Below are 12,651 nucleotides of genomic sequence, written 5' to 3'. Positions count from 1 at the left end.
AGGGGGAATCGTGATTACAAGACTTCTGACGCTAACTGCACTGCTGGCTCTTACGGGCTGCGCTTCGGTGATGAATGAAACCACCCACGGCATGAAGGTCGAGACCAGATCGGCCAGTGGCGAAGCGATTGCCGGGGCCGAGTGCAAGTTCTCCAACGACTACGGGACGATGACTGGGAAGTCAGGCGACACAGTGGCGGTGCGGCGGTCGAGCAAGGATCTCGAAATCGTATGCAAGGCGCCCAACAATCTGGACGCAACCGGCCGTGCCGTATCGCGTACCAATGGCGGCATGTGGGGCAACATTCTGATCGGTGGCGGCATCGGCGCGGTCGTCGACCACAACCGCGGTACGGCCTACACCTATCCGACCTGGGTGCAGCTTGTTTTCGGCAAGACGCTTGGATTCGACCGTCGAGATCAGCAGGGTGACCAGGCGACCCCGAGCACCGAGATTGCAGTAGCCGCCGCACCTGCGCCTGTCATGGCTGCGGCCTCCGCCGCCGGCAAATAACAGGCGGGGCAACGCACGGGCTGTCATCTCGTGCGTTGTTTCTGCTTTGCTGCCCGGTTGTGCCAGCGACAACAGCGCGAGCTGAATCTTGCGCGCGGTGTGACGGCGGCACTTGAGGCCGCCCCCTCACAGCGCCGGTCTTTTCACGCCTGCTGCCGCAGCGGGCAGCTCGCGCCGGTCTCGGGCGTTGCGTCCAGCCGGCTCGCCAGATCTGCGCGCAGGCCTTGCAACGCGGCGATCCGCTCGTCGATGTCGCCCAGCTTGCGCGCCAGCGTCGCCCGCAGCGCCGGGCCTGCGTCCTCGCCTTGGGCGAGCAGCGGCAGGTCGGCGGCAATCTCGGCCAGCGTGAAACCGAGCTGCTGGGCCGTGCGCACATAACCCAGCCATTGCACGGCCTCCTCGGGGTAGTCGCGGTAGCCGTTGCTGGTGCGGCGCGCCTGCAGCAGGCCGCGCTTCTCGTAGAAGCGCAGGCTGTCGCGGCTCAGGCCGGTGAGGGTGGACAGGGTGCCGATCTGCATGGCGTCTGAGTCGGGGCAGAAAAATGCTTGACCCTGGAGCGTAGTCCAGGGTTGAGCATCGTGGCCTTCGTGACTCCTGCAGCCCCCATGCCCTCGTTCAGCTCCTCCCAGTTCCGTCGTCTCGTGAGCGCCAGCGCGGCCTATGACCTGCTCGTCACGGCGCCGTTCGCCACGCCCTGGAGCTTTGCCATCGCCTTTGGCCATTTGAGTGCCGTCAACCAGGCGCTGGGCGGCCAGCCGTTGCCGGCCTTTGGCGTCATGCACACGCTGTTCGGCCTGCTGATGGGCAGTGTGGTGCTCGTCTGGTCGGTGCTGCGGCTGCGTGGGCCGACGCAGCAGTTCGGCCGCTACGACGCGGCGACGCGGGTGTTGTTCAGCTCGTGGATGGCCTGGGCCTGGCTGCAAACCGGCGAGCCGGTTCTGCTTGGCTTTCTGCTGCCGGAGGCCGCGTGGGCGGTGGCGCAGGCGTGGCGTGTGCGCCCGGCCGCCGTCAGATCAGCGTCGCCAACGCGGCCTTGATCTGCTGCGGCGATGGTTTGCCCGCCGGGAACGGCGCCATGGGCATCAGCGTCACGCAGGCGGCGTAGCGGGTACCTCGGGCGCAGAACTGGTCCATGGCGGGGCGTTCGTAGGCCTCCTGACCCAGGCCGCTCAAGGGTGTGAAACCCGGCACCTGCTTCCACTCCGCGAACATGGCAGGCGGCGCCTGGATGACGAAGAACAATGTGTCGCCCTTGGCGTTGTTGATCTCGTAGTCCTGGTGCACCTGCTGCGGCCGGCGCTTGGGTATGGCCTTGACGCGCAGGTCGCCCGTGCCGATGGCCTTGGCGAGCTTGTCGGCGGAGACATCGTCGGCCTGGGCCAGTGGGCTGCCTGCCAGCAGGGCGGCGAACAGCAGGACGCTGGGAAGCTTGGGCATGCGCGAAACCTCATGAGGGTGGCTGACCATTCTGTCGAGCGGCATCCGCAGGCGTGCCCCGGCTTTGCGGGACAGCGGGTTACAGAACGTTTGGGCCGACCGTCAGCGTTCGCGCGTTAGCAGCAGCACCTCATTCCGCAGCAGCTTCAGCTGAGCCTCCAGCAGCGGCCCGTTGGGATCGTGGCCGGCGCGGGGCACGGTGACGAGTTGCTTCCTCGGGGCCTCGATGCGGTCGAAGTAGGCGCGCGTGACGGCCGGCGGCGTCAGCAGGTCTTCCTCGCCCTGCACGAGGAAGACCGGTAGCTGCAGCCGCGTGCGCTGCCCGGTCAGGTCGAGCTTCCACAACATGCCGTCGCCCTTGAGGCCGACGAACTTCAGGAAGGAGAAATCCTCGCCAGCTTCATAGGCTGCGGCATCCTGAGGGCCGGCATAGTCTGCGGCGGGTTTCCAGGCCGGGCCCGCCTCCGCGCGTTGCGCCTCGTAGCCGCGCAGGATGCGGCGCAGCTTGCCGAAGCTGCGCGGGTCGGTCCAGGGTGGCGCGCCGATCGCTTGCAGCATGGCGATGGCCGCCTGATCGCCCAGCTCGCGTGCGCGGTGCAGCGCGAGCGCGTGGCTGGCCGTCAGGTCGGTCGGGCCGACGAGCTGCGACACGCCGACATAGGCGTGGAAGAGCTCGGGCCGCCGGTGCGCCATCTCCACGGCGAGCGCTGAGCCCCAGGAGCTGCCTGTCAGGATGAGCTTGGCGTGGCCGAGGCGCTGCCGCAGGTACTCGGCCACGGCAATGCCATCCGCGGCCATCAGCTCCAGCGTCAGCGGCGTGCTGTTGAACTCGGCCGGCTCCAGCTCCCGCACCGGCAGGTTGCGGCCATAGGTACGGCCGGCGCCGCGCTGGTCCCACTGCACGAGGGTGAAGTGCTTTGCCCAGGCGCCATAGAGGGCGCCGGCGAACGGCGTGTTCGGGTTGCCCGGGCCGCCGTGGATGAAGAGCAGCACGGGGTTGCGGCAGTCCTGGCCGGTGATGGTCAGCCATTGGGGGATGCCGTTGAGGGGGACGAAGGCTTGCTCGTGGACCGTGCGGTCCTTGGCGGTGACTGCGCAGGCCGAAGTCAGCGGCTCAGCCGCATGGACCATGGGCTGCGTGAGCAGCAGGGCGGCGGTCAGCAAGCAGCGGATCAAACGGGCTTCCTCGTGGGGTGAGGCACCGTCGAGCGGGCGCCTTGGCGGCGCACTATAGGAGCAGCTCTTCGCGACGCTCAGCCAGCCCGCTCCAGCATCGCCTGCAACAACACATTGCACCCCGCCTCGATGTGCTCCGGCTTGGCGTCCTCGATCTCGTTGTGGCTGATGCCGTCCTTGCAGGGGATGAAGATCATGCCGGCGGGCGCCAACCTCGCCATGTAGACGGCGTCGTGGCCGGCGCCTGACACCGCGCGCATGTTGCTGTAGCCCAGCGTGTCGGCGGCTTTCTGCACGGCGGCGATGCAGTCGGCATGGAAGGGCTGGGCGGGATAGGCGCTGACGGGCGTGATGTCGATGGGCAATCCACTCTCTTGCGCCAGCTTGGCGGCCACGGCGCGGATGTCGGCGTCCATCGCCTCGCACAGCGCGTCGGTCGCATTGCGCAGGTCGATGCTGAACTTGACGCGGCCGGGGATGACGTTGCGGCTGTTGGGGTGCACCTGCACCATGCCCACGGTGCCGCGGCCGTGCGGCGGGTGGCGGTGGGCGCAGGCGACGACCTCCTGCATCAGCTTGGCGGCCACCTGCAGCGCGTCCTTGCGCAGCGCCATCGGTGTGGGGCCGGCGTGGGCTTCCATGCCGGTGACGACGCAGTCGTACCAGCGGATGCCCAGCACGCCGGTGACGACGCCGATGGTCTTGTCGTGGTCCTCCAGCACCGGTCCCTGTTCGATGTGGGTCTCAAAGTAGGCACCGATCGGGTGGTCGCCGGGCACCTGCTCGCCGATGTAGCCGATGCGCTCCAGCTCGCCCTTGACGGTCAAGCCTGCCGTGTCGGTGGCCGCGTAGGCGTGCTCCAGCGTGAAGGCCTGGGCGAACACGCCCGAGCCCATCATGACGGGCACGAAGCGCGAGCCTTCCTCGTTCGTCCAGAACGCGACTTCGATGGGCGCCTCGGTCTCGATGCCGTGGTCGTTCAGCGTGCGCACGACCTCGATGCCGGCCAGCACGCCGTAGTTGCCATCGAACTTGCCGCCGGTGGGCTGGGTGTCGATGTGGCTGCCGGTCATGATGGGCGGCAGGCTGTTGTTGCGGCCGGCGCGGCGCATGAAGCCGTTGCCTATTCTGTCGATGGTGACCGTCATGCCGGCCTCGCGTGCCCAGCGTGTGACGAGGTCGCGGCCCTGCTTGTCCAGGTCGGTCAGCGTCAGGCGGCAGACGCCGCCTTTCTCGGTGGCGCCGATCTGGGCCAGCTCCATCAGCGAGTCCCAGAGGCGCTGGCCGTTGACGCGGAGCTTCGTGATGTTGGGCTGGGTGGTGGGCATGTCCATGGCGAAGTCCTCAGAGCTTCGTACCGAAGCGCAGCTTGTTGTGGTCGGGGTCGACGAGCAGGAACTCGCGCACGCCCCATGGCATGTCTTCGATCGGCTTGACGGGTTGCACGCCCTTGGCGATGAAGGCGGCGTAAGTCCCGTCTGCATCCGGCACCCAGAAGTAGACGGCACCACCGGGTGCGCAGTCGCCCGCGTGGCCCGTCAGGAAGATCGTCTGGCCTTCGCGCGAGATCTGCAGGAACAGCGGCAGGCCCGGCTCGAACTGGTGTTGCCAGTCGATGCTGAAACCGAGCTGGTCGATATAGAAGGCCTGACTGCGCGCCGCATCCGTCATGCGCAGCTGCGGAATGACCGTTTGCATGATCAGCGGACGACAGCGGTGGGCGCGAGGTCGTGCGAGCGCTTGATCGCCGCATCGAACTGCGGGCCGAACGGCGGGCGCTTGAGATACCGGCCCTTGCCAGCTTCAGCGCGCAGATCGCCGCGCGCGAACACGACGCGGCCCTGGCTGATCGTGTGGCTCGGAATGCCCTTCACGGTGCGGCCCTCAAAGATGTTGAAGTCGTTCTTCGAGAACTGCGTCTTGGCAGACAGCGTCTTGCTGCCGGCCGGGTCCCAGAGCACGAGGTCGGCGTCCGAGCCCTCGGCGATGACGCCCTTGCGCGGGTACATGTTGAACAGCTTCGCCGCGTTGGCCGACGTGATGGCGACGAACTCGCTGGGCGTCAGCCGGCCGGAATTGACACCGGCATCCCACAGCACGGCCATGCGTTCCTCGACGCCGCCGCAGCCGTTGGGAATCTTGGCGAAGTTGTCGCGGCCCATGCCTTTCTGCTCGGCGCAGAAGGTGCAATGGTCGGTCGCGGTCGTGTGCAACTGGCCCGACTGCAGGCCGCGCCACAGGAACTCCTGGTGGATCTTGGGGCGGAAGGGCGGGCTCATCACATAGGCGGCGGCCTTCGCGAAATCAGGGTCGCGGTAGACGCTGTCGTCGATCAGCAGATGGCCGGCCAGCACCTCGCCGTAGACGCGCTGGCCGCGGGCGCGGGCGCGGGCAATCGCCTCGGCGCTCTCGATGCAGCTGACGTGCACGATGTAGATGGGCACGCCCAGCACGTCGGCAATGGCGATGGCGCGGTTGGCGGCCTCGCCCTCGACCATCGGCGGGCGGCTCAGTGGGTGGCCTTCGGGGCCGGTGATGCCCATCTTGGCCACCTCGGCCTGAAGCAGGTAGACCAGCTCGCCGTTCTCGGCGTGCACGGTCGGCATGGCACCCAGTTCCAGCGAGCGCTTGAAGCTGTTCACCAGCGTCTCGTCGTCGCACATGATGGCGTTCTTGTAGGCCATGAAGTGCTTGAAGCTGTTCACGCCTTCCTCGCGCACGAGGGTGCCCATGTCGTCGCTGACGCTCTGGTCCCACCATGTCACAGCGACGTGGAAGGCGTAGTCCGTTGCGCTCTTCTCGGCCCAGCCGCGCCAGGTGCGGTAGGCCTCCATCAGCGGCTGATGCGGGTTGGGGATGACGAAGTCGATGATGCTCGTCGTGCCGCCGGCCAGGGCCGCCGCCGTGCCGCTGAAGAAGTCATCCTGCGTGACGGTGCCCATGAAGGGCAGTTGCATGTGGGTGTGCGGGTCGATGCCGCCGGGCAGCAGGTATTGGCCGCTGCCGTCCAGCGTCTCGGTGCCGCTTGGCGCTTCCTTGGCCGCGCGGTCGCCCATGGCGGCAATGCGGCCATCGACGCAGAGAACGTCGCTGCGGCTCTCCGCATCGGCGTTGACCACCGTGGCGCCACGGATCAAGAGAGAGGTCATGCAGGAACTCCTTGCGCGGCGACCCGACGCGGCATGCTGAGGTAGTAGACGGTGCCGGCCACGGCCAGGCTGAAGAACCAGCCGAAGTCGAACAACGAGATCATCCAGGGCGCCACGGCCGCCTTGTCGACGACACCGGAGACGGCCAGGTAGCCGGGCAGGCATGGCAGCACGCCCAGAGCCAGCGCGATCAGCGCACGCACGTTCCAGCCGCCGCTGTACTCGTACTCGCCACCGCGGCGGTAGAGGTCGGCGGCGTTCAGCTCCGTGCGACGGATCAGGTAGTAGTCGGTCATCAGGATGCCGGCGATGGCGCCGAGCAAGGTGCCATAACCGCCCAGCCAGGTGAACAGGTAGCCGCCCGAGGTGGCGAGCAGCTTCCAGGGCATGAAGAGCAGGCCGATGACTGCGGCGATGAGGCCGCCCATGCGGAAGCTGATCTTGGATGGCGCCAGCTGCGAGAAGTCATACGACGGCGACACGAGGTTGGCCGCGACGTTGGTCGTCAGGTTGGCCAGCAGGATGACCAGCAGGCCGAGGCCTGCGGCGACCGGGCCCATCTTTGCGAGCAGCGCATCGGGAAACAGCTCGGCCTTGCCGTAGAGGATGGCGCTGGCCGAGAAGCCGATGACGCCGACCATCGAGAACAGCGCCATCGGCACGGGCAGGCCGATGGCCTGGCCGAGCGTCTGGTCGCGCTGCGTTTTCGCGAAGCGCGTGAAATCGGGAATGTTCAGCGCCAGCGTGGCCCAGAAGCCGACCAGGCCGGTCAGTGCGGCCCAGGTGTTGGGTCCGCCAGGCACCTGCTTGGCCGGCAGGCCGAACAGCTGTGCGCTCGGCACAGCCATCATCAGCGCAACGACCAGCGCGATCGAGGCGCCGATCATCAGCGGCGCGGCGATGACTTCGAGCAGCCGGATGGACTCGGTGCCGCGCCAGATGAACCACAGGTGCAGCGCCCAGAAGGCGATGAAGCAGGCGAACTGCGACGTGCTGATCGTCTCGCCCGCGGCCGGTGCGGCGAGGTTGAAACCCAGCACGTTCAGGAAGCTGTGCAGCGCCAGCGCGCCGAAATAGCAGTTGATGGAGAACCAGCCGCAGGCCACCAGCCCGCGCAGCACGGCCGGCAGGTTGGCGCCCTTCACGCCGAAGGAGGCGCGCGCCAGCACGGGGAAGGGAATGCCGTGCTTGGGGCCGACGCGGCCGATGAGCACCATGGGCAGCAGCACGATGAGGTTGGCCAGCAGCACCAGCATCACCGCCTGCTGCCAGCTGAAGCCCTGGTCCAGCATCGAGCTGGCCATCGTGTACGTCGGCACGCACACCACCATGCCCACCCACAGCGCCGCGAAGTCCTTCCAGCGCCAGTGCCGCTGCGCGGCCGTGGTGGGTAGCAGGTCGGCGTTGCTCAGGGTGGGGTCGACGGCGCTCATGGGATGCCTTTCGCGAAGGAGAACTCAGGTGTTCTGCGGGAAAGCAAATTGCGGACCCTTCGGCAAGGAATCCGGCCAGCGCTGCATCACGGCCTTGTGCCGCGTGTAGAAGCGCACCGCTTCGGGCCCGTAGGCATGGTGGTCGCCGAACAGGCTGCGCTTCCAGCCGCCAAAGCTGTTGAAGGCCATCGGCACCGGCAGCGGCACGTTGACACCGACCATGCCGACCTGGATGTGGTGCACGAACTCGCGCGCCACATGGCCGTCGCGCGTGAAGATGGCGACGCCGTTGGCGTATTCGTTGGCTTCGATCAAGGCGATCGCCGCGGCCAGGTCGGGCACGCGCACGACGCAGAGCACGGGGCCGAAGATTTCTTCCGTGTAGCAGCTCATGTCGGCGCTGACGCCGTCCAGCAGCGTGCCGCCGACGAAGAAGCCGTCCTCGAAGCCGGCTACGCGGCAGCCCCGTCCGTCGACCACCGCTTTCGCACCGGCGGCCACGCCTTCGCCGATCAGCTTCTCGACGCGCTGCTGCGAGGCCCGCGTGATCAGCGGCCCCATCTCGATGCCGGCGCCGTTGCCCTCGCCGATCTTCAGCGCGGCGACCTTGGGCGCAAGGGCGGCGACCAATGCGTCTGCCGCGTCACCGACAGCTACTGCGACGGAGATCGCCATGCAGCGCTCGCCGGCCGAGCCATAGGCCGCGCCCATCAGCGCGTCCACGGCCTGTTCGAGGTCGGCATCGGGCATGACGACCATGTGGTTCTTCGCGCCGCCCAGCGCCTGCACGCGCTTGCCGTGGGCCGTGCCGACCTTGTAGATGTGCTCGGCCACCGGCGTCGAGCCGACGAAGCTGACGGCGGCGATGCCGGGGTGCGCCAGGATGGCGTCGACGATGTCCTTGTCGCCCTGCACGACGCTGAAGATGCCGTCGGGCAGGCCAGCGTCCTTCAGCCATTGCGCCATCAGCAGCGAGGCTGACGGGTCGCGCTCGCTGGGCTTGAGGATGAAGGCGTTGCCGCAGCCGATGGCCAGCGGGTACATCCACATCGGCACCATGGCGGGGAAGTTGAACGGCGTGATGCCGGCCACCACGCCCAGCGGCTGGCGCGTGCTCCAGGCGTCCAGCCCGCGCGCGATCTGCTCCGTGTACTCACCTTTGAGCAACTGAGGCATCGCGGTCGCGAACTCAATGTTCTCGATGCCGCGCGCCACTTCGCCGAGCGCGTCGGGCATGGTCTTGCCGTGCTCGCGCACGAGGGCAGCGGCCAGCTCCTCGCGCTTGTCCTGCACGATGGCGAGGAACTTGAACAGCACGCGCGAACGGGCCAGTGCGGGCGTCTGGCCCCAGGCCTTGGCGGCCTTCGTGGCGCTGGCCACGGCGGCATCCAGATCCGCCACGCTGCCCAGCAACAGCTTGCCTTGCACGGCGCCCGTGGCGGGGTTGTAGATGTCCTGCTGGCGCGCGCCGCTGCCGCTTGAAATGGCGCCGTTGATCCAGTGGCCGACTTCGTAATGACTCATCTCAATTCCTTCAAGCGCATCCGGCACTCATCGGGTTGTTCGGGTGCGTTGTCCAGTTGGCGTAGGAGCCGTCGATGACGCGGCCCGTGCGCGCATCGGTCTCACCGGGCTGAAGCGCACGCATCGAGATGGTGCCAGGGACGGGGCAGATCGACACGCAGAGATTGCAACCCACGCATTCCGCGTCGTTGACCTCGAAGTGCCGCTGGCCGTCCTTCATCGCGAAGATGGCCTGGTGCGAGGTGTCCTCGCAGACAACATGGCAGCGCCCGCACTTGATGCAGCTGTCCTGGTCGATGACCGCCTTCTCGACATGGTTCAGGTTGAGCTGGTTCCAGTTCTTCACGGTCGGCACGGCGCGGCCGCGGAAGTCCTCGATGGAGGCATAGCCCTTCTCGTCCATGAAGGTGTTCAGGCCCGAGCACATGTCCTGCACGATCTTGAAGCCGTAGACCATGGCGGCCGTGCAGACCTGCACCGTGCCGCAGCCCATGGCGATGAACTCGGCCGCGTCGCGCCAGGTGGTGATGCCGCCGATGCCGCTGAGAGGCATCCCTGCCGTGGCCGGGTCGCGGGCGATCTCGGCCACCATGTTCAGCGCGATGGGCTTCACGGCCTGGCCGCAGTAGCCGCCGTGCGAACCCAGGCCGTCGGTGACGGGGCTCATCGTCATGCGGTCCAGGTCCACGCCCATGATGGAGTTGACGGTGTTGATGAGGCTCACCGCATCGGCGCCGCCGGCATGCGCGGCGCGCGCCGGGAAGCGCACGTCGGTGATGTTGGGCGTCAGCTTGACGATGACCGGCATGCCGGTGTGCTTCTTGCACCACTCGGTCACCTGCTGGATGTACTCCGGCACCTGGCCGACGGCCGAGCCCATGCCGCGTTCGCTCATGCCGTGCGGGCAGCCGAAGTTCAGCTCCACGCCGTCGGCGCCGGTGTCGGCCACCTTGGCGAGGATGTCCTTCCAGCTTGCCTCGTTCACCGGCACCATCAGAGACACGACCATGGCCCGGTCCGGGAAGTCGCGCTTCACGCGGCGGATCTCGTCGAGGTTGATCTGCAGCGGCCGGTCCGAGATCAGTTCGATGTTGTTGAAGCCGATGACGCGGCGGTCCTGGCTCCAGAGCGTGGCGTAGCGCGGGCCGTTGACGTTGACGACCGGCGGGTCCTCGCCCAGCGTCTTCCAGACGACGCCGCCCCAGCCGGCCTCGAAGGCGCGGCGCACGTTGATCTCCTTGTCCGTCGGCGGGGCGGAAGCGAGCCAGAACGGGTTGGGGCTCTTGATGCCGAGAAAGTTGGTGCTCAGGTCAGCCATGGGCGGCCTCCTTGTCGAGATGGCGGGCGGTGGATAGACCCAGGGCACGGTCGATGCTGGCGGCAGCGCGCTTGCCGTGCTCCACGGCTTCGACCGTCAGGTCGCGCCCACCGGCGCGGCAGTCGCCGCCGGCCCAGACGCGGGCCAGGCTGGTCTGGCCGTCGGCGTCGGTCTTGATGCGGCCGCTCTCCAGCTCGATGGCTGCGCCGGCCGGTTCAGCCTCGTAGGTCTGGCCGATGGCGCGCAGCACCAGGTCGGCCTCGACGAGGAACTGCTCGCCGGTGTCGACGAGCTTGCCGTCCTCAAGCTTGGTCGCCGCGAAGCGCATGCCGCGCAGCACACCGCTGTCAGCCTCGACGGCGAGCGGCCGCGCCCAGCAGCGGATGGTCACGCCGTTGGTCTGCGCCCAGTGCTGCTCGTGCGTAGATGCAGAAAGGCCGTCGATGCCGCGGCGGTAGACCATGGTGACCTGCTCGGCGCCCAGCAGTCTGCTCTGCACGGCTGCGTCCACGGCCGTCATGCCGCCGCCGATGACGACGACCTTGCGGCCCACGGGCACGGCCTCGGGCGCGCTCTGGCGCAGGTCGGCAATGAAGTCGACCGCGCTGCGAAGGCCCGGCAGCTCGGGCTCGGCAATGCCCAGCGCGTTGACGCCGCCCAGGCCCAGGCCCAGGAAGACGGCGTCGTAGTCAGCCAGCAGGCCGTCGAGCGTGATGTCCCGACCGAGTCGACAGTTCAGCTTCGGCGTGATGCCGCCGATGCTCAGCAGCCAGTCGATCTCGCGCTGCGCAAAACCGCCGGCGACCTTGTAGGTGGCGAGGCCGTATTCGTTGAGGCCGCCCAATTTCGGTGCGGCGTCGAAGAGAAAAACGTCGTGTCCGCGCCACGCCAGGCCGTGTGCGGCGGCCAGGCCGGCCGGCCCTGCACCGACGACGGCGATGCGCTGACCCGTAGGCAGGCCGCGTTCGAACAGCGGCTTGGCTCCGGGATTGGCGAAGTGACCCTCCACCGCAAAGCGCTGCAGCAGGCCGATCTCGACCGGTTTGCTCTCGTTGGTGTTGCGCACGCAGGCTTGCTCGCACAGCACCTCGGTCGGGCAGACGCGCGCGCACATGCCGCCCAGCGGGTTGGCCGTCAGGATGGCCTCGGCCGCGCCGCGCACGTTGTCCTGCGCCACGCGCTGGATGAAGGCGGGGATGTCGATGCCCGTGGGGCAGGCCGTCTGGCAGGGGGCGGCGTAGCAGTAGTAGCAACGCTCGGCCTCGATCAGCGCCTGCGTGCGGTTCAGCGGCGGATGCGCATCGGCAAAGTTGCGCTCGTACTCGGCGGGCTTCAGTCGGCCGGACTTCAGGTCGGCAAGGTCCACGGGCTTCTCCCTGTAGAAAACAGCCAAACATTACTACCCTGTAAAACTTGACCTAAGCGTAAAAACCCGCAGCAAGCGCTTGGTGCGCGCCCAGCAGAATCCGGTGCATGACCGTTCCCGCAGTACGTACCCCCCGCGCCGCCACCCTGCGCAAGCAGGAGGCCATCCTCATTGAAGCCGAACACCAGTTCGCGCGTTTTGGTTTTGAAGGCGTCAGCCTGGACAGCATCGCCGCCGCGCTGGACCTGTCGCGCCAGAACCTGCTCTACCACTGGCCCAGCAAGGAAGACCTCTACCGCGCCGTGCTGGACAGCGTCATGGGGGAGTGGATGGCCAGCATGTCGGCCATCGCGGAAGCCGACGAGCCCGAGACGGCCATCCGGGCCTATGTGCAGGTCAAGCTGCGCTTCAGCCGCGAGCGGCCCAGCGGCAACGCCGTGTTCACGCGCGAAATCATGGCCGGCGCGCCGCGCTACCAGGACGTGCTCAAGGCCCAGGTCATGCCGCTCCTGCACGCCGACGTGGCTCGCTTCGAGCGCTGGGCCAACGAGGGCCGCGTGCGCCGCCTGGACTTCACGCACCTGATGTTCCTGATCTGGTCATCCACCCAGGCCTATGCCGACCTGGGGCCGCAGTTCGCGCTCTACATGGGCAAGTCGGCGCTGGACGAGGAAGACTTCGAGCGTGCCCGGGAGCTGATCACCAGCCTGATCTGGCGCAGCCTCGAGGTGTAG

13 protein-coding genes are annotated in these 12,651 nt (G+C 67.6%); 3 read left to right on the top strand and 10 right to left on the bottom strand.

The features are described 5' to 3' along the window. Window positions 1-70 precede the first annotated feature (70 nt). A complete protein-coding gene (locus AC0IZJ_RS16640; RefSeq protein WP_471851897.1) occupies window positions 71-514 on the top strand; it encodes a hypothetical protein in 444 nt (147 codons plus the stop codon). 143 nt (window positions 515-657) lie between these two features. Here the strand turns inward: AC0IZJ_RS16640 and AC0IZJ_RS16635 are convergent, their stop codons facing one another. Continuing rightward, window positions 658-1,032: a MerR family transcriptional regulator gene (locus tag AC0IZJ_RS16635; protein ID WP_471851895.1), complete on the bottom strand. Its 375-nt coding sequence runs from the start codon at window positions 1,030-1,032 to the stop codon at window positions 658-660. 87 nt (window positions 1,033-1,119) lie between these two features. Here AC0IZJ_RS16635 and AC0IZJ_RS16630 point away from each other — a divergent pair, with 87 nt between their 5' ends. Next, window positions 1,120-1,551, top strand: coding sequence for a hypothetical protein (locus AC0IZJ_RS16630; RefSeq protein ID WP_471851893.1), 432 nt, complete (start codon window positions 1,120-1,122; stop codon window positions 1,549-1,551). Here AC0IZJ_RS16630 and AC0IZJ_RS16625 read toward each other — a convergent pair. The 9 genes from AC0IZJ_RS16625 to AC0IZJ_RS16585 all read right to left on the bottom strand — a co-directional run bounded on the left by AC0IZJ_RS16625 (window position 1,523) and on the right by AC0IZJ_RS16585 (window position 11,917). Then, window positions 1,523-1,951 (bottom strand): hypothetical protein, encoded by a 429-nt coding sequence (locus AC0IZJ_RS16625; protein WP_471851891.1) that lies wholly within the window; start codon window positions 1,949-1,951, stop codon window positions 1,523-1,525. The genes AC0IZJ_RS16630 and AC0IZJ_RS16625 overlap by 29 nt on opposite strands. A gap of 102 nt (window positions 1,952-2,053) precedes the next feature. Continuing rightward, on the bottom strand, window positions 2,054-3,127 hold the full coding sequence (locus AC0IZJ_RS16620; RefSeq protein ID WP_471851889.1) for an alpha/beta fold hydrolase: 1,074 nt from the start codon (window positions 3,125-3,127) through the stop codon (window positions 2,054-2,056). Window positions 3,128-3,204: 77 nt separating this feature from the next. Beyond that, the gene (locus AC0IZJ_RS16615) at window positions 3,205-4,461 is read right to left on the bottom strand and encodes a Zn-dependent hydrolase (RefSeq protein ID WP_471851887.1); all 1,257 of its coding nucleotides are present in this window, start codon (window positions 4,459-4,461) and stop codon (window positions 3,205-3,207) included. Between the two features lie 10 nt (window positions 4,462-4,471). Continuing rightward, window positions 4,472-4,825, bottom strand: coding sequence for a bleomycin resistance protein (locus AC0IZJ_RS16610; protein ID WP_471851886.1), 354 nt, complete (start codon window positions 4,823-4,825; stop codon window positions 4,472-4,474). Between the two features lie 2 nt (window positions 4,826-4,827). After that, entirely contained in the window at window positions 4,828-6,276 is a 1,449-nt protein-coding gene (gene hydA, locus AC0IZJ_RS16605) for a dihydropyrimidinase (protein ID WP_471851884.1), read from the bottom strand. Next, entirely contained in the window at window positions 6,273-7,709 is a 1,437-nt protein-coding gene (locus AC0IZJ_RS16600) for an NCS1 family nucleobase:cation symporter-1 (protein WP_471851882.1), read from the bottom strand. Before AC0IZJ_RS16600 ends, hydA begins: the two co-directional genes overlap by 4 nt. Before the next feature lie 24 nt (window positions 7,710-7,733). Then, window positions 7,734-9,233 (bottom strand): CoA-acylating methylmalonate-semialdehyde dehydrogenase, encoded by a 1,500-nt coding sequence (locus AC0IZJ_RS16595; protein ID WP_471851880.1) that lies wholly within the window; start codon window positions 9,231-9,233, stop codon window positions 7,734-7,736. Between the two features lie 10 nt (window positions 9,234-9,243). Further along, window positions 9,244-10,551 carry an NAD-dependent dihydropyrimidine dehydrogenase subunit PreA gene (gene preA, locus AC0IZJ_RS16590; RefSeq protein ID WP_471851879.1) on the bottom strand — a complete coding sequence of 436 codons (1,308 nt, stop codon included), beginning with the start codon at window positions 10,549-10,551 and terminating at the stop codon, window positions 9,244-9,246. Then, complete coding sequence (locus AC0IZJ_RS16585; protein ID WP_471851877.1) at window positions 10,544-11,917, bottom strand: NAD(P)-dependent oxidoreductase; 1,374 nt, start codon at window positions 11,915-11,917, stop codon at window positions 10,544-10,546. The genes preA and AC0IZJ_RS16585 overlap by 8 nt, the downstream gene beginning before the upstream one ends. Before the next feature lie 107 nt (window positions 11,918-12,024). On the opposite strand from AC0IZJ_RS16585, the gene AC0IZJ_RS16580 reads away from it, so the two are divergent. Further along, window positions 12,025-12,651 (top strand): TetR family transcriptional regulator C-terminal domain-containing protein, encoded by a 627-nt coding sequence (locus tag AC0IZJ_RS16580; protein WP_471851875.1) that lies wholly within the window; start codon window positions 12,025-12,027, stop codon window positions 12,649-12,651.

This window comes from Roseateles sp. AC306 (genome assembly GCF_979253795.1).
The sequence above is the reverse complement of the archived record's forward strand: the minus strand, read 5'-3'. Positions and strand labels throughout refer to the sequence as shown.

Bases quoted from the DNA above. Each gene is read 5' to 3' on its own strand.
- AC0IZJ_RS16600 (WP_471851882.1), bottom strand. From the start codon at position 7,709: ATGAGCGCCGTCGACCCCACCCTGAGCAACGCCGACCTGCTACCCACC.
- preA (WP_471851879.1), bottom strand. From the start codon at position 10,551: ATGGCTGACCTGAGCACCAACTTTCTCGGCATCAAGAGCCCCAACCCG.
- hydA (WP_471851884.1), bottom strand. From the start codon at position 6,276: ATGACCTCTCTCTTGATCCGTGGCGCCACGGTGGTCAACGCCGATGCG.
- AC0IZJ_RS16580 (WP_471851875.1), top strand. From the start codon at position 12,025: ATGACCGTTCCCGCAGTACGTACCCCCCGCGCCGCCACCCTGCGCAAG.
- AC0IZJ_RS16635 (WP_471851895.1), bottom strand. From the start codon at position 1,032: ATGCAGATCGGCACCCTGTCCACCCTCACCGGCCTGAGCCGCGACAGC.
- AC0IZJ_RS16630 (WP_471851893.1), top strand. From the start codon at position 1,120: ATGCCCTCGTTCAGCTCCTCCCAGTTCCGTCGTCTCGTGAGCGCCAGC.
- AC0IZJ_RS16610 (WP_471851886.1), bottom strand. From the start codon at position 4,825: ATGCAAACGGTCATTCCGCAGCTGCGCATGACGGATGCGGCGCGCAGT.
- AC0IZJ_RS16625 (WP_471851891.1), bottom strand. From the start codon at position 1,951: ATGCCCAAGCTTCCCAGCGTCCTGCTGTTCGCCGCCCTGCTGGCAGGC.
- AC0IZJ_RS16615 (WP_471851887.1), bottom strand. From the start codon at position 4,461: ATGGACATGCCCACCACCCAGCCCAACATCACGAAGCTCCGCGTCAAC.
- AC0IZJ_RS16640 (WP_471851897.1), top strand. From the start codon at position 71: ATGAATGAAACCACCCACGGCATGAAGGTCGAGACCAGATCGGCCAGT.
- AC0IZJ_RS16595 (WP_471851880.1), bottom strand. From the start codon at position 9,233: ATGAGTCATTACGAAGTCGGCCACTGGATCAACGGCGCCATTTCAAGC.